The sequence below is a fragment of the Bartonella sp. M0192 genome, assembly GCF_016102305.1.
GTDB lineage: Bacteria > Pseudomonadota > Alphaproteobacteria > Rhizobiales > Rhizobiaceae > Bartonella > Bartonella apihabitans.
Map to the genome: position 1 here is coordinate 1,066,794 of NZ_JACFOU010000001.1, position 15,254 is coordinate 1,082,047.

Below are 15,254 nucleotides of genomic sequence, written 5' to 3' on the forward strand. Positions count from 1 at the left end.
TTAAAGTACTGTTTGTAATTCGATAACCAAAAAACAAACCAATAATTTTTTAACCTAACCTTTTAACAAACCGATTAACAAACCCCGCTATGGTGATTCCCGATTGAATTGACGAGGATATTGGGGACGAATTCTATGGCCACTCAATGGGCTAATCGGGCAAAAGCAGGACTTGAACTCAGGCTGGATCCCTGCCATCTGCCACAATATGTTTCTTTCGATGTGCAAGGCAAAACTGTTGTTTGTTCATTGAATGAGCGTGGTGCGGCATTAAAAATAGAAAATGGAAGCAGTACTTCACGTGTGTCGCGTCTGGTACTCGCCCATCAATTCAGAGGCGTTGCGGCGCGCGCTGTTATGACCTCTTCAGGGCAAAAAGCAGTGTCACTTGAACTCTTGCATCGAAATCATGAAGCCTGCGTACCACTTCTGGTTTCGCGGGATCTTGATGATGTGCTCCTCGACTGGCGCCTTTGGGCAGATATTTATGATCTTCCAATGTTGCTGGTTAATGACGATGGAACGGTTATCCCTGTCAAGGATCGGTCGCCGTTCGAGCATTTTTTCGGCAAAAAGCCGCATGAGAACAAGCGGAAAAACTTTCTATTGAGATGCCGCGGTTACTCTTTAGGAATAAGACTGGTTATCAATAATCAGGTGATGCTCGGATAAGGCCATTTTTGCGGAATTTTTTCCGGAAGGGTGGGCGCTTCTTGCGGTTAACGGTAACTGTTCGAGCAAGAGCGGGAAGCAATCGCCCTTTTGCTTTGATTAAACCATTGGCGGAAAACGCGGAATTCGTAATCGAAAATCACGTTTGGGAAAAAAGCTCTTTGCCTGCAAGCTTATCCACAGAAGCCAGTTATAGCTCAGAATATTCGGTTGGCTATTTCAATAAAAAATACATGGAAATTTTCCTGAATAAATTTCCCCAACGAAATTTTCTCTAATAAATTTTTTTTGCCATTTGACAATGGACCGGTGTTAAGCTTACCAGCAAGATATGTCCGGAGGATTGAATGACGCGGCAGATTGTTTTTATACTTGAGAAGCAGGATGCGATTGAGGCGCTCAAAGCCTATTATCGCGATCATGCGTTATCGAGACAGACATTCATCCGGCTCCTCCTGCTGTGGATTGTCGCTGTTGCTCTGATGTCGGCTGTTCTTGTGATGATTGACGGAGCCGACTGGTATCAGAATTGGGGTCATTCACTTTATCGTATTTCAGCCATTTATGCTGCGATTATCATTGCTATCTGGGCATTGAACTATTTTGTTCTGATCCCCCACCATGTCCAACAATTGGTGAAAAATGACAAGCAGATCGGGCTTGAACAAACTTGGGTATGGGATGACCATGCAGTAGCAATAAAGAGCTCGTATATCAGAGGGACATACCCGTTCCGTTTATTTTCCGGCTGGCGAGAATATCCGACTTTTATTGCCCTTTATATATCGCCGAAGAAATTTAACGTATTGCCGAAAGCTCCCATAGATGACGAGCAACTGGAAGATCTGCGCACTATTTTTAAACGCGAAATAGCGGCCGAAGAAAAATAGATTTTCGGTTTTTTAAAAATTTTCAAAGGCCAACTGACAGATAGTATAAAATGACAGGAACCGGCGTATTAAGAGCATGTTCTGACGATTATCGGCAAAAGCTCGCCTGTCAAAAACAAATTATAAAATCTGAAAAAGTATAAAAGTCCGAAAAATTCGTTTTAAGATCTCGCCGGTCTCGGACAAATCCTCCCCCTTCGAATTTTCTGGACGTTTTTTGGAAAACGCTCCTCTCGCTGATTATAAAATGAACGTCCGGTTCGTTTTGAATTTTGAACAGATTCTGATTATCCCACAAAGCTATTCGGCACAAAACTTGACTATCGGTTTTGATGCGATGCATTCGATTTTTCGAATGCGGTTTAGGGGCGACAAAACAAATCGCTACCTACAAGGAGCGCTATTCGATTTATCGCGCTTCACGCGTTGAAATTTCAGTTTGCTTTAGATTCTTCCCGTTCAATGGCACGCCAGCCGATATCATGGCGATAAAAGCCTTCCGGCCAATCAATCAATTTTATTGCCTGATAGGCTTTCTGTTGCGCCTCTTTTACCGTTTTTCCTGTTGCTGTAACATTCAAAACCCTACCGCCATTGGCGATGACTTTTCCGTCTTTTAAAGCGGTACCGGCGTGGAAAACTTTGACGTCAGGCAGTTTATCCGCTTTTTCTATGCCGGAAATAATGCTTCCTCGTTCCGGTGCTTCAGGATAACCTTTCGCTGCCATAACCACAGTCAAAGCTTTATCGGTTGTCCAGTTGAGTTCGACATCTTCGAGATGACCTTTTGCAACGGAATAGAGTACCGAGAGCAGATCGCTTTTTAGCCGCATCAGCAGAACCTGACATTCAGGGTCGCCGAAGCGGACATTGAATTCGATAAGTTCGGGGCCTTTTTTTGTAATCATCAACCCCACAAACAAAACACCGCTGAATGGGCAACCAAGATCGGCCATGCCACGAATGGTGGGCTTTACGATTTCATTCATAACGCGCTTTGTCATATCGTCGGTCATGACAGGCGCCGGTGAATAGGCTCCCATGCCTCCGGTATTGGCTCCCTTATCACCATCACCAACACGTTTATGATCTTGTGCAGAGCCGAAAGGAATGGCTGTTTTTCCGTCACAAAGGCAAAAGAAACTCGCCTCTTCACCTTCAAGAAATTCTTCCACAACAATTTCAATTCCGGCTTTTCCGAAGGTCCCGTCAAAGCAGGAGTCAACAGCGCGAAATGCTTCTCCGATTGTGGTTGCAACAGTAACGCCCTTACCGGCAGCCAAACCATCGGCTTTAATGACAATCGGCGCGCCTTTCTTTTCAATGTAGTTTTTGGCTTTTTCGGCATTATCAAAGCGCTGATAGTCGCCGGTCGGAATATTGTATTTGGCGCATAGGTCTTTGGTAAAACCTTTGGAGCCTTCAAGCCGCGCGGCGAGTTTATTTGGCCCGACAACAAAAAGTCCATTATCCCGAAGGGAATCTGCAAGGCCGTCGACGAGTGGAGCTTCCGGTCCGATGACAACAAGCTCGACAGTATTTTTCTTGCAAAATTTGACAACAGCCTTATGGTTTTTTACATCAAGCTTGATATTATTTCCCAAGGGGAGAGTTCCGGGATTTCCAGGAGCACAAAAGAGCTTGCCAAGGAGGGGAGAGGACGAAATTTTATAAGCCAATGCATGTTCGCGTCCGCCTGAACCAATGAGAAGAACGTTCATTACTTGCTCCTGTTGAAGAAGATGTTAAAACCCTTACTCTTGTCATAGAAACGAAATGCTTTAGCTTCAAGGTAAAAGGTGTGCTGTCGTAAATGGTAAACAACAAAAATATTGCTTCTGAAAGCTTGAGCACTCATGAAACACTTCAGCAGCAGGGCGTGAGAGGGCGTGTCTTTGATGCGCCATCAGGGCATTGGGTCTATCGTTTGTTGCCGCGGTCTCTATGGCCATATGCCCAGTTATCACGTTGGGACAGACCAATCGGTTGGAAACTTCTTATGTGGCCGTGTTTCTGGTCGTTAATTCTGGCAATGGATGCAAAAGGTTTTGATTCTCACCCGCATCCCTATCCGGTTGCCTTGGCAATATGGTACCTTTTCCTTTTCTTTATTGGTGCTGTAGCCATGCGCGGCGCGGGGTGCACATGGAATGATCTTGTTGACCAGAAAATCGATAATAAAGTGGAACGCACGCGCTCAAGGCCTTTGCCATCGGGGCAGGTCAGCCGTCTACAGGCGAAAATCTTTATGGGGCTGCAATGTCTTGTCGGGCTTCTCGTGCTTGTGCAATTCAATCTGTTCAGCATTATTTTAGGTGTTTCATCGCTTGTTATTGTCGCAATCTACCCCTTTATGAAACGCGTGACATACTGGCCGCAGTTTTTTTTAGGCCTTGCCTTCAATTGGGGGGCTCTGATGGGATGGGCTACGATTTACGGCCGTCTTGATTATGCACCTTTGAGCCTTTATTTCGGCTCGGTTTTATGGACGATAGGCTATGACACAATCTATGCCCATCAGGATAAAGAAGATGATGCAATTGTCGGTGTGCGCTCGACTGCAAGACTTTTTGGTGAAAAAACCAAAGCCGCACTCATCGTTCTTTATGGCGGATTTATTTTATTGAGCCTTGCTGCATTTCTTTTGGCCGGTGTGCCGACTTTGGCCTATCTTGGCCTGTTACTTGCGGCTATCCACATGTTTTATCAAATTATCACAATCGATATCAATAATAATAGCGAGTGCCTGAGACTGTTCAAATCGAATTCGACAGTCGGCTGTTTAATCTTCCTCGGCCTCGTTCTTGGAGCAGCGGTACGTTATTTCTAAGAATAACTATCGCCGATAAGCGAAGCAGAGCTTTTTAAAAGCCGGATTTAAACCGTCCGGCTTAACGGAAAAATTTTGCCGATTAAAGAGAATGCTTAAGGGTATAAACGGTGTTTTTCCCACGATTTTGCATCAGGCGAAGGACGGGAAAAAACTACACGGTCATGAAGCCTGAACGGTCTGTCGTGCCAGAATTCGATTGAAAGCGGTTTGATTCTGAAGCCGGACCAGTAGGGTGGACGGGGTATATTGCCGATGGCGTATTTTGCCGTGTATTCGGCAACAGCCTTTTCCAATGCAAAGCGGCTTTCGAGTGGCCGTGATTGTTTCGATGCCCAAGCACCGATGCGGCTGCCACGTGCACGTGATTGATAATAGGCATCAGCTTCTTCGTCGCTTACCTTTTCAACCAGTCCGCGTACTCTCACTTGCCTGCGCAACGATTTCCAGTGGAAACATAACGCTGCCTTCATAGATGAAAGAATTTCCCGTCCCTTATTGCTTTCATAATTTGTATAGAAAACAAATCCATCCGAACCGAAAGCTTTCAAAAGGACCATACGGACATCTGGAAGGCCTGTCGGGTCCACTGTAGCAACTGCCATAGCATTCGGGTCGTTAATTTCGCTTTTTGTTGCATCTTCCATCCAAATTTTAAAAAGTGCAAAAGGTTCATTTGCCTCGACAAAGTCACCACTTGTTAACGTTTCATCTGTCATAATGCACCCGAGTTATGTGTTTTCTGTATAATAGCGTGTTGTCAAACTACCTGGCCGACGCGGAAAAAAGTGGACTATGGAAGCTTTTTTTAATTTGATAAGCCGGCTTGGTCGTTTTGTCATTTTTGTCACGATCACTTGGTTATTGCAAGGCTGTATCATATCAGGTGACAAACTTGATAAAATGGGCGTCACTGCAACGCCGGAAAATTCCGTCGATTATTCGATGATGACCGGTTCGGTGGCCTCACAAACAACATTGACGAGCGACCCGATCATTCTCTCCGACCAACTTGTTATTCGCGACGAGATCAAGGCAATTGAAAACGTGAATGCTTCTCCTAAAGAAGTAAAGTGGGATAATACTATAACGGGAAGCGAAGGAACAATCAGTTCGATTGTCGAAAGTAAAGATAAGGGCCGTAAATGCCGCAAGTTCCAGGCGACCCGTTCGGCTTATGACGGAGAAAATCTCTATCACGGTGAAATCTGTGAAATGGCTCCCGATGTCTGGACAATGACCAGCTTCGATATGGCTCATTAATGTCCTCGTCCGGCTTGTTCAAAAACCACTTAAAAAAACATGAAATGATCTGGTATTTTCGCTCTTTCATAGGCATATAGAGAATGAGGTATTTTTCTGCCCTTCGAGGTGGAACAGATTTTTATAAAGCCGTCTTGAGGGAATGCCCTTTTTTCGGCTGGAAAGAGGATAAATATGCGTGATCCCTATACGGTTCTGGGTGTGGCGCGCACTGCCAAACCGCAAGAGATTAAATCTGCATTCAGAAAACTGGCAAAACAATATCACCCTGATCTTCACAAAGGCGACAAGACTGCTCAGGATAAATTTGCCGAAGTCAATCAAGCCTATGAAATTCTTGGCGATAAAGACAAAAAAGAAAAATTTGATCGTGGCGAGATTGATGCCGAAGGCAAGCCCGTTTTTCAAGGCTTTGCCGGTGGAGGTCAAGGGTTTGGCGGCGGACAGGGCTTTGGCGGCGGACAGGGGTTTGGCGGCCGTGGTAACCCGTTCGGCAACGGCTCCAGTCATTTCGAATTCAGGTCTGGTGGCGGAAAGGCGGGCTTTGATGCCGGCGATATTTTCAGAGATCTTTTCGGTGCAGGAAATGGAGCCAATAGAGGCGGAGGTTTTTCCGGTTTTGGCAGCCGCAGCCGTGCGCAAGCGCGCCAACAGGGCGCTGATATCCATGCAAGACTGGATGTAACTTTAGAGCAGCTCGTCGGAGCCGAGAAAGTCGAAGCTATTTTCCCGAATGGTAAAAAGCTTAAAATCAAACTTCCCGATTATGTCGAGGATGGCCAGACAATCCGGCTGAAAGGGCAAGGTGAAACTGTACCTTATGGTCAGGCCGGAGATGCATTGGTGACAATTCACATCAAGCCCCATCCCCACATCCACATTGAAGGAAGAGCACTGCATCTCGATTTGCCGGTCTCTCTTAAAGATGCGGTTCTGGGTGCCAAAAAACCGGTTGATACGCTTGACGGCCGCGTTATGTTGACGATACCGGCCTGGTCGAGCTCCGACAAGGTTTTGCGCTTGAAAGGAAGAGGACTACCTCTCAAAACAGGTGGCCGGGATGATCTTTATGTTCATGTCCGTATTATGCTGCCGGAAGGTGGAGATGCCGGACTTGAACAATTTATCAAAATGCAATCTTGAAGATCATAAAACGGGTTGATTGGGTAAGCTATAGGAATAAAAGCGGGAACGAGGATTGTCATGAGGTTCAATTTTTGTCTCGCTTTTTTTCTGCTGGCTATTTTTTGTTCATCAGCTTTGGCCGAAAATTTCACGAAAGGCGATATTACTGTCGAAAGCCCGTGGGTGCAGAAATCCGATACGGGTGAAAAACGTGCAGAAGGTTTCGCTCTCATTCATAACGGCGGATTTAATGCAGATCGCTTGCTGTCAATAACCTCCGACATTTCCGATCATGTGGTTATTCACGAAACAATCAAACAATATGGTAAGGTCAAGATGCAAAAGCTCAAGGAACCTCTTACCATTGAACCGAACGGCTATCTTGAATTGAAGCCCGGTGATTATCATTTCATGTTTTTCAACTGTCAGGATGAATTGCGCGATGGCGAGTTTGTTCCGGCTGTTTTGCACTTTGAAAAAAATGGCGACGTAAAAATCAATTTCGCAATCGAAATTAAAGACGATAAACCGGATAATCCCTGATTGTCGCAGTTCTGCAATTTTTTTTAAGCCATTATAATATTTGGCGATCGGTCAGGGCCATATTGATGAATAGCCCAATCCCGATGTTTGATAATGCCGTTTTACCGTAGTTCTTTCCCGCTACAATTATCTTATTTATGAGCCGGAGCCGATTGACCAATTCATTTCTGCTTTTTGGTCAAATGAACAGAAATGATAAGACCAACGTCAGGGAATCTTTAAAGACCGGCCACTTTTCCAGTTTGATGAATGGGACTTCCTTGTTACTTGTTTAACAAAAAGATTTGAATTGAACGGTTCATACCGGTTTTTGCAAGGTGCCCATTCACATTTTTCAAGATCGCTTTTTCTTCAACCGAAATGGATGAAGGAATGAACGGATTTCGTTCTTCAAAAACGAAAAACAAAGCGAATTTTAAAGTTTTTCTGCGTTTGCGTTGCATAATTGTTGGTTTTCACGAACAAATTGCACCAATTACTTGAAGAAAAGTGCGAGCTATGTCATAGGGCAAAAAGCGAAAACTGATATCAAGCAATTATGAGGCAATACCAATGGGTGACAGTAACGGTTTGTTGCGTGGCAAGCGCGGTTTAATTCTCGGGCTTGCAAATAATCATTCAATTGCATGGGGTATCGCAAAAGCTGCACACAAAGCGGGTGCCGAGCTTGCTTTTACCTACCAGGGGGAAGCACTGAAAAAACGTGTTGTACCGCTTGCAGAAGAGGTCGGGGGATTTGTTTGTGGCCATTGTGATGTCACAGATGCAGCGTCAATTGATGCAGCATTCGATGCGGTAAAACAGAAATGGGGAAAAATTGATTTTCTCGTTCATGCAATCGGCTTTTCCGACAAGGACGAACTGACGGGGCGTTATGTTGATACAACTGAAGCAAACTTCAACATGACGATGAATATTTCTGTTTATTCTCTCACTGCAGTGACCCAGCGGGCAGAAAAATTGATGCCCGATGGCGGTTCGATTTTGACATTGACCTATTATGGCTCGGAAAAAGTTATGCCGAACTATAACGTTATGGGCGTTGCCAAGGCCGCTCTTGAAGCAAGTGTCAAATATCTTGCAGTTGATCTCGGACCTAAAAAAATTCGTGTCAATGCTGTTTCGGCTGGCCCGATCAAAACATTGGCTGCTTCGGGAATCGGTGACTTCCGGTATATTCTCAAATGGAATGAATACAATGCGCCCCTTCGTCGGACGGTTACGATTGATGAAGTTGGCGATTCTGCGCTTTATCTTCTTTCGGATTTGTCCCGTTCGGTAACCGGCGAAGTTCATCACGTTGATGCCGGATATCATGTTATCGGCATGAAAGCAGTCGATGCACCGGATATTTCTGTTGTAAAGGATTGATAAAGTGTCCAAGCGTCCGCTTATTTATTTTTCCCGTCATGGTCAGACGGATTGGAATATTACCAAACGCATACAAGGCCAGATAGATCGCGATATTACCGAATATGGGCGCCAGCAGGCTGCACGTAATGGCCGTTTATTAAAAGAATTATTGGGCGATGCCAAAGGCTTTGATTTTGTTGCAAGCCCTTTGCGTAGAACACGCGAAACGATGGAAATTATCCGTGGTGAAATGGGGCTCGATATTCGCGGCTATCGCACCGATCCACAGTTAATGGAGATGCATTTCGGCGACTGGCAGGGAACAACCGAGGATGATATTGCCAAAGTCCACCCTGAACTCATTGCTGCCCGTGTTGCAGACAAGTGGAATTTTTTGCCCCCCGGTGAAAAGGCGGAAAGCTATGCCATGCTCGCCAAGCGTGTCAAAGACTGGGTCGAAAAGGTTGAAGGCAATACGGTCTGTGTCACCCATGGCGGGTGCTTGCGTTCAATCATGCATATTTACGGCGGGTTGAGCGAACCGGAAGCCGCCAATTTTATGGTCGATCAGGATCGTATTTTACGTTTTGATGAAAACGGACTGGAATGGCTTTAAATTATTGTCCGACCTTATGACAAAATAATTATATGCACACCAAATTCGTCAAAAGGACTTGGTGTGCAACCGTGGGATTTATGCGTAACTGCGGGATTTTATGTGCAATTGCGGGGTTTTGCGCGTTTTATTTAATAAAATAACTGCCGGTTGAGAACGATCATCAACTTTCTTGTGGTTCGATATCGGTAATGTAGCGATCATTTCCCTCGGTGTCATAAAATACGATGACTTTCATGCCTTCACTCAAAACAGAATAATCGAATTCACCCGGTAAACTGTAAGTTTTCCCATTGTCGAGTTCGATTGTATTATTATCCTGATTGATAGCTGTTATTGTTCCTTTGACGTCATCGGCAAAAGCTAAGGCTGGGAAAAGAAATGTTGCTAGTATCCCCGCAAAAACCAGTTTTCTCATATTAGCCCTTTCAAAATCGTCAATTGTAAAACTGCCAGTTATTGCAAATTCAAGTCGTTGCAAGCTCAAGTCTTGGCAAAACCAAATCATTGCAAATCAATGACAGGCGATTGTGTCGAAACCATAGCCATTGGTCAATCAAAAATAGAATATACAAAATCACATAATGGTTTTCCTGTAAAACGTGTGCATTTTTGTCCCGATATGCGGTTCTTTGAATGTAAACGGCCGGAAATGTGGAAAAAATCCCGTTATTGATCAAAATTGCCTCAATCTTGGTTTTCACTGTTTGACCACGAACCAAAAGCTCAATAGAACAAACAATGTTGAAAAGTTGGATTGGCGTTTTTATGTCATATAATACATTCGGTAAACTCTTCCGCGTTACAACATGGGGCGAAAGCCATGGGCCTGCATTGGGCTGCGTTATTGACGGTTGCCCTCCGGGGATAAAGTTCTCGGTGGCGGAGGTGCAAGCTTATCTTGATAAACGCAAACCCGGACAATCCCGTTATACGACCCAGCGCCGTGAAGCTGATGAGGTCAAGATATTGTCGGGAGTGTTACCTTGTGATGACGGGAAAGAATTGATCACAACCGGAACGCCGATTTCGATGATGATCGAGAACACCGATCAGCGGTCGAAAGATTATGGCAATCTTGCCCGCGAATATCGTCCCGGACATGCCGATTATACTTATGATGTCAAATATGGCATTCGCGATTATCGTGGTGGCGGGCGTTCTTCGGCACGTGAGACTGCAGCGCGTGTTGCTGCCGGCGCAATAGCCCGAAAAGTTGTTCCGAATCTTCGTGTGCGTGGGGCAGTGATTGCCATTGGCGCAATCGATATTGACCGCTCCCGTTGGGATTGGAATGAGGTTGATAATAATCCGTTTTTTACCCCCGATAAGATAGCCGCTGAAAAATTCGCAACTTATCTTGATGAAATTCGCAAGAAAGGTTCGTCAATCGGTGCTATAGTAGAAATTGTTGCAGACAATGTACCTGCCGGGCTTGGCGCACCGATTTACGGGAAACTTGATCAGGATATTGCATCCTTTCTCATGTCGATCAATGCAGTCAAGGCCGTTGAAATCGGTGAAGGATTTAACGCTGCCCGCTTGACAGGCGAAGAAAATGCCGACGAAATGCGGCATGGGGAAAATGGAAGACCGGTTTTTTTAAGCAATCATGCTGGCGGTATTCTGGGAGGTATTTCTAACGGCGAACCGGTCATTGCGCGTTTTGCAGTCAAACCGACATCATCGATATTGACACCGCGCCGTTCAGTGGATGTTGATGGCAATAATGTTGATGTAGTGACAAAGGGGCGGCATGATCCTTGTGTTGGAATAAGGGCTGTACCAGTAGGGGAAGCGATGGTGGCTTGTGCCATTGCCGACCATTATCTTAGACATCGCGGCCAAACAGGCCGGATCTGAAAGGACTATTATGACATTCAACCAGAAATCGGTCGTGGACGCTATAAGAGCGTTCGAGCGCGGTGAAATTGTTGCGGTTACAGATGATAATGGCCGTGAAAATGAAGGTGACCTTATTGTTGCAGCCGTTCATTGCACACCGGAAAAAATGGCATTTATTGTGCGCAATACTTCTGGAATTATTTGCGCACCGATGACCGGCGAGGAAGCAAAACGGCTCAATCTTGCCCCTATGGTTTCAAATAATGATTCGGCTCATCACACAGCCTTCACTGTAACGGTTGATTTTCTGCATGGTACGACAACAGGTATTTCTGCCGAGGATCGGACATTGACAGTGAGGAATCTCGCAAATCCGAACGCCAGCGCGTCCGATTTCAGTCGTCCGGGACACGTATTTCCGCTCATTGCCCGTGAAGGCGGTGTGTTGATGCGCTCCGGCCACACGGAAGCGGCTGTCGATTTGTGCAAACTTGCAAATCTTCCTCCGGTTGGCGTGATTGGCGAACTGATGAATGACGACGGAACTGTCAAACACGGTCCTGAGGTAAGAAAATTTGCTGAAGAACATAATCTTCATGTCGTGACCGTAGCCGACCTTATAGCCTATCGCCAACGTAAAGAAACGCTCATCGAACATGTTGACGAGATGAAAGTCGATACACTTGTCGGACCGGCTGTTGCCCACAGCTATCAATTGCCGTGGGAGCCGATGCAACATGTTGCCGTTGTTTTTGGTGATATCCGTGATGGCGAAAACATTCCTGTCCGTTTGCAACGTGAAAATGTTGTCTCCGATGTTTTTGGTAAAAAACACGAAATTGAATCTGTGCTGCGACTTATGGCTGAAAAAGAAAAACGCGGTGTTTTTGTCTATCTACGTGCCGGATCTGTTGGCGTCGGTTCTGCTGATGAGAACCGTGATCGCGAAATGGCTATGGAAGGGCTCGAGACACATGAACAGGCTGTCGAGCGTGAGGAAGAATGGCGCCAGATCGGTCTTGGCGCGCAAATTCTCAAAAGCCTTGGCATTACCTCGGTTATTCTTTATGCCTCGCGCGAGCGCCATTATGTTGGCCTTGAAGGTTTTGGTATCCATATAGAAAAAACAGATATTTTGTGAGGCTCGAATGGCAGAACAGAAAGATAATGCCGATGTTTCTCAAATGAGTTTCGAGAAAGCACTTGGCGCGTTGGAAGAAATTGTTGAAAAACTCGAGCGCGGCGATGTCGCACTTGATGAGACAATTCGTATATATGAGCGTGGCGAAGCTTTGAAAAAACATTGTGACAAGCTTTTGAAAGAAGCTGAAAACAAGGTTGATAAAATTCGTTTGTCGCGCGAGGGAGAGCCGGAAGGGCTTGAACCGCTTGATGCCGAACAATAAGCGGAATTTAGAATAAAAATTTTACAAGATAGGGGCCGCCGCCCCAAACAAGCGTCCAAGCGGCTGCCCCGATGATATTGGCGACCAGAAATTTCGGAAAAGCCATTCCTCCGGAACCGGCAATAAGGCCGTTCAATTGGCGTAAAATTACAATGAAACGGGCTGTGGCGACAAAGAAAAAGCCACGTTTATCAAGCATATTTTGAAACTTTTCGAGCCGTTCCGGTGTGAGTTTTACGTAATGTCCGTAGCGCAATAGAAGTTTTTCGCCGCCGAAATGGCCTATAGCATAACCGGTGCAATCGCCAAGCACACTTCCTGAAAAAGCACAAAGCAGCATTGGCAGCAGATCGAGCTTTCCGGCAGCTGCGAGCAAAGAGCCGGCGATAAGGCCGCTTTCTCCCGGAACAGGAGCGCCAAATGATTCGAAATAGAGGATGAAGAAATAGGCAAACGGGCCATATTGCGAAATCCAATGTTGTAAATATTCTTCAAACATTGTTTATCATCTAACTTACGCTAATCTTATAACCACAGTGAAAAAACTGCCTTTGGTTTGGTCATATGGCGCATCTTTATTTGTTATCAAGCGCATCATAAAGCTTGAAAATTATGTCTTGTTGATAATTTTGAATGGATATGGAGAGAAAATCATCACAATTTGATAGGCGTCAGGTGTTAAATGATTAAAATTTTTGAGTTTTGAGGTGCAAATATTCGTTAAAAGCTGTAAAGCTTTGGCAAACAGGAAAATGTGTTAACAGTTGAAAACAACTAAGGAAAATAATTTGTCGCGACCATCAACACCATTGTTGGACAAGATACATCTGCCGGAGGATCTGCGCCGCTTGCCGGAAAGCGCCTTGACAGAAGTCGCTAATGAATTGCGGGCTGAAACAATTGATGCCGTATCGGTAACAGGGGGACATTTGGGCGCGGGGCTCGGCGTGGTAGAACTCACCGTTGCGTTGCATTATGTTTTTAACACACCCGAAGATCGTATTATTTGGGATGTCGGGCATCAATCTTATCCCCATAAGATATTGACGGGCAGGCGTGATCGTATCCGTACTCTTCGTCAGGAAGGGGGATTGTCAGGTTTTACCAAACGCAGCGAAAGCATTTATGATCCGTTCGGGGCGGGCCATTCTTCAACCTCCATTTCTGCGGGTCTCGGTATGGCTGTCGCCAATGACCTGAAAAAGGAAAAAAAGCGTAATGTTGTTGCCGTTATCGGTGATGGTGCAATGTCTGCTGGTATGGCCTATGAGGCGATGAACAATGCCGGTTCGCTTGACGCGCGGCTCATTGTTATTCTTAACGATAACGATATGTCGATTGCTCCGCCAACCGGAGCAATGAGTGCCTATCTTGCACGGCTGGTTTCAAGCCCTTCATACCGTAATCTGCGTGAACGCGCTAAAGCTTTGAGCAAAAAGCTTCCCAAATTTTTCTGGGATAAAGCCCGTCGCGGGGAAGAATTTGCGCGTGGTTTTCTAACCGGCGGAACGCTGTTTGAAGAGTTGGGTTTCTACTATGTCGGACCGATCGACGGTCACAATATCGAGCATCTCCTGCCGGTCTTGAAAAATGTCCGCGAACATCCGAATGGTCCGGTTCTTGTTCATGTTGTTACACGCAAGGGCAAGGGCTATGCACCGGCTGAAGCAGCGAGTGACAAATATCATGGAGTTAGCCGTTTCAATGTTGTGACCGGCGAACAAATAAAAGTTCAGAGCAAAGCTCCCTCCTACACCAAAGTATTTGCCGATTCTTTGATTAAAGAAGCAACGCTAGACGACAAGATTGTTGCGGTTACTGCTGCAATGCCTTCCGGAACGGGGCTCGACAAATTTGCCGAAAAGTTTCCTGACCGTATGTTTGATGTCGGCATTGCCGAGCAACATGCAGTCACTTTTGCAGCCGGTATGTCTTGTGAAGGTCTCAAACCTTTCGTGGCGATTTATTCCACATTTCTCCAGCGTGCTTATGACCAGATTGTTCATGATGTTTCCATACAACAATTGCCGGTGAAATTTGCAATTGACCGCGCCGGTTTTGTCGGTGCCGACGGCTCGACTCATGCCGGAAGTTATGACACGGTCTTTTTGTCAGCACTTCCGGGCTTTGTTGTCATGGCACCGTCCGACGAACTGGAATTGATGAATATGGTGCGCACGGCCGCTGCCTATGATCAGGGACCGGTTTCTTTCCGCTATCCACGTGGTGAAGGCGTAGGTCTCAAATTGCCCGAACGCGGCGAATTGATCGAAATCGGAAAGGGACGCATCCTGCGTGAGGGCAGTAAAGTGGCATTATTGGGTTTTGGTACCCGTTTGCAGGAGGCCCTTGCTGCCGCCGATGAACTGGGAGCCGCAGGTCTTTCGACAACGGTTGCAGATGCCCGTTTTGCAAAACCGCTCGACGAAGATCTTGTTCGCCGTCTTGCTCAGGAACATGAGGTTCTTGTCACGATTGAAGAAGGGGCAGCCGGAGGTTTCGGTGCACAAGTCTTGCAATTCCTCGCAAGGGATGGACTGCTCGACAAAGGGTTAAAAATCCGCACTCTGACATTGCCGGATAAATATCTCTATCATGGGCCGCAAGCAAAAATTCTTTCCGAGATTGGGCTTGATAAAACCGGTATCGTCAATACTGTCTTTGCCGCTCTCGGCCGCGAAGCATTGGTGACACCACAAATTCGGGCCTGA

16 protein-coding genes are annotated in these 15,254 nt (G+C 45.9%); 12 read left to right on the top strand and 4 right to left on the bottom strand.

The annotated features are described in order from the left end of the window. The first annotated feature begins 135 nt into the window (after positions 1–135). Both H3S82_RS04665 and H3S82_RS04670 read left to right on the top strand, forming a co-directional pair. A complete protein-coding gene (locus H3S82_RS04665) occupies positions 136–672 on the top strand; it encodes a DUF6101 family protein (RefSeq protein WP_198232206.1) in 537 nt (178 codons plus the stop codon). 347 nt (positions 673–1,019) lie between these two features. Then, positions 1,020–1,562, top strand: a complete 543-nt coding sequence (locus H3S82_RS04670; RefSeq protein ID WP_198232207.1) for a YcxB family protein — start codon at positions 1,020–1,022, stop codon at positions 1,560–1,562. 434 nt (positions 1,563–1,996) lie between these two features. Here H3S82_RS04670 and purD read toward each other — a convergent pair whose 3' ends face one another. Further along, the gene (purD, locus tag H3S82_RS04675; protein ID WP_198232208.1) at positions 1,997–3,283 is read right to left on the bottom strand and encodes a phosphoribosylamine--glycine ligase; all 1,287 of its coding nucleotides are present in this window, start codon (positions 3,281–3,283) and stop codon (positions 1,997–1,999) included. Between the two features lie 92 nt (positions 3,284–3,375). Here purD and ubiA point away from each other — a divergent pair, with 92 nt between their 5' ends. Beyond that, complete coding sequence (gene ubiA / locus H3S82_RS04680; protein WP_198232209.1) at positions 3,376–4,392, top strand: 4-hydroxybenzoate octaprenyltransferase; 1,017 nt, start codon at positions 3,376–3,378, stop codon at positions 4,390–4,392. A 95-nt stretch (positions 4,393–4,487) separates the two neighbouring features. Here ubiA and pdxH read toward each other — a convergent pair whose 3' ends face one another. Continuing rightward, positions 4,488–5,111 (bottom strand): pyridoxamine 5'-phosphate oxidase, encoded by a 624-nt coding sequence (gene pdxH, locus H3S82_RS04685; RefSeq protein WP_078039221.1) that lies wholly within the window; start codon positions 5,109–5,111, stop codon positions 4,488–4,490. A gap of 76 nt (positions 5,112–5,187) precedes the next feature. Here pdxH and H3S82_RS04690 point away from each other — a divergent pair, with 76 nt between their 5' ends. The 5 genes from H3S82_RS04690 (at position 5,188) to H3S82_RS04710 (ending at position 9,292) form a co-directional block, all read left to right on the top strand. Further along, positions 5,188–5,655, top strand: coding sequence for an RT0821/Lpp0805 family surface protein (locus H3S82_RS04690; RefSeq protein ID WP_198232210.1), 468 nt, complete (start codon positions 5,188–5,190; stop codon positions 5,653–5,655). A gap of 174 nt (positions 5,656–5,829) precedes the next feature. Beyond that, positions 5,830–6,798 (top strand): DnaJ C-terminal domain-containing protein, encoded by a 969-nt coding sequence (locus H3S82_RS04695; RefSeq protein WP_198225115.1) that lies wholly within the window; start codon positions 5,830–5,832, stop codon positions 6,796–6,798. A gap of 60 nt (positions 6,799–6,858) precedes the next feature. Continuing rightward, positions 6,859–7,323, top strand: coding sequence for a copper chaperone PCu(A)C (locus H3S82_RS04700; protein WP_198232211.1), 465 nt, complete (start codon positions 6,859–6,861; stop codon positions 7,321–7,323). 552 nt (positions 7,324–7,875) lie between these two features. Then, positions 7,876–8,694 (top strand): enoyl-ACP reductase FabI, encoded by an 819-nt coding sequence (fabI, locus tag H3S82_RS04705; protein WP_078039226.1) that lies wholly within the window; start codon positions 7,876–7,878, stop codon positions 8,692–8,694. A 4-nt stretch (positions 8,695–8,698) separates the two neighbouring features. Next, a complete protein-coding gene (locus H3S82_RS04710; RefSeq protein ID WP_077970767.1) occupies positions 8,699–9,292 on the top strand; it encodes a histidine phosphatase family protein in 594 nt (197 codons plus the stop codon). A 163-nt stretch (positions 9,293–9,455) separates the two neighbouring features. Here the strand turns inward: H3S82_RS04710 and H3S82_RS04715 are convergent, their stop codons facing one another. Beyond that, positions 9,456–9,710, bottom strand: coding sequence for a DUF1344 domain-containing protein (locus H3S82_RS04715; RefSeq protein ID WP_077970769.1), 255 nt, complete (start codon positions 9,708–9,710; stop codon positions 9,456–9,458). Positions 9,711–10,060: 350 nt separating this feature from the next. Here H3S82_RS04715 and aroC point away from each other — a divergent pair, with 350 nt between their 5' ends. From aroC to H3S82_RS04730, 3 genes are read left to right on the top strand one after another with little or no spacing between them, the layout of a single operon-like run. Further along, complete coding sequence (gene aroC, locus H3S82_RS04720; RefSeq protein WP_198232329.1) at positions 10,061–11,155, top strand: chorismate synthase; 1,095 nt, start codon at positions 10,061–10,063, stop codon at positions 11,153–11,155. 10 nt (positions 11,156–11,165) lie between these two features. Then, entirely contained in the window at positions 11,166–12,278 is a 1,113-nt protein-coding gene (ribB, locus tag H3S82_RS04725; protein ID WP_198225112.1) for a 3,4-dihydroxy-2-butanone-4-phosphate synthase, read from the top strand. A 7-nt stretch (positions 12,279–12,285) separates the two neighbouring features. After that, on the top strand, positions 12,286–12,543 hold the full coding sequence (locus tag H3S82_RS04730; protein ID WP_077970774.1) for an exodeoxyribonuclease VII small subunit: 258 nt from the start codon (positions 12,286–12,288) through the stop codon (positions 12,541–12,543). A gap of 7 nt (positions 12,544–12,550) precedes the next feature. Here H3S82_RS04730 and H3S82_RS04735 read toward each other — a convergent pair whose 3' ends face one another. Further along, entirely contained in the window at positions 12,551–13,042 is a 492-nt protein-coding gene (locus tag H3S82_RS04735) for a DedA family protein (RefSeq protein WP_198232212.1), read from the bottom strand. A gap of 289 nt (positions 13,043–13,331) precedes the next feature. Here H3S82_RS04735 and dxs point away from each other — a divergent pair, with 289 nt between their 5' ends. Next, the gene (gene dxs, locus H3S82_RS04740) at positions 13,332–15,254 is read left to right on the top strand and encodes a 1-deoxy-D-xylulose-5-phosphate synthase (RefSeq protein ID WP_198232213.1); all 1,923 of its coding nucleotides are present in this window, start codon (positions 13,332–13,334) and stop codon (positions 15,252–15,254) included.

Coding starts and splice junctions, on each gene's coding strand:
- H3S82_RS04665 (WP_198232206.1), top strand. CDS start 136: ATGGCCACTCAATGGGCTAATCGGGCAAAAGCAGGACTTGAACTCAGG.
- H3S82_RS04670 (WP_198232207.1), top strand. CDS start 1,020: ATGACGCGGCAGATTGTTTTTATACTTGAGAAGCAGGATGCGATTGAG.
- purD (WP_198232208.1), bottom strand. CDS start 3,283: ATGAACGTTCTTCTCATTGGTTCAGGCGGACGCGAACATGCATTGGCT.
- ubiA (WP_198232209.1), top strand. CDS start 3,376: ATGGTAAACAACAAAAATATTGCTTCTGAAAGCTTGAGCACTCATGAA.
- pdxH (WP_078039221.1), bottom strand. CDS start 5,111: ATGACAGATGAAACGTTAACAAGTGGTGACTTTGTCGAGGCAAATGAA.
- H3S82_RS04690 (WP_198232210.1), top strand. CDS start 5,188: ATGGAAGCTTTTTTTAATTTGATAAGCCGGCTTGGTCGTTTTGTCATT.
- H3S82_RS04695 (WP_198225115.1), top strand. CDS start 5,830: ATGCGTGATCCCTATACGGTTCTGGGTGTGGCGCGCACTGCCAAACCG.
- H3S82_RS04700 (WP_198232211.1), top strand. CDS start 6,859: ATGAGGTTCAATTTTTGTCTCGCTTTTTTTCTGCTGGCTATTTTTTGT.
- fabI (WP_078039226.1), top strand. CDS start 7,876: ATGGGTGACAGTAACGGTTTGTTGCGTGGCAAGCGCGGTTTAATTCTC.
- H3S82_RS04715 (WP_077970769.1), bottom strand. CDS start 9,710: ATGAGAAAACTGGTTTTTGCGGGGATACTAGCAACATTTCTTTTCCCA.
- aroC (WP_198232329.1), top strand. CDS start 10,061: ATGTCATATAATACATTCGGTAAACTCTTCCGCGTTACAACATGGGGC.
- ribB (WP_198225112.1), top strand. CDS start 11,166: ATGACATTCAACCAGAAATCGGTCGTGGACGCTATAAGAGCGTTCGAG.
- H3S82_RS04730 (WP_077970774.1), top strand. CDS start 12,286: ATGGCAGAACAGAAAGATAATGCCGATGTTTCTCAAATGAGTTTCGAG.
- H3S82_RS04735 (WP_198232212.1), bottom strand. CDS start 13,042: ATGTTTGAAGAATATTTACAACATTGGATTTCGCAATATGGCCCGTTT.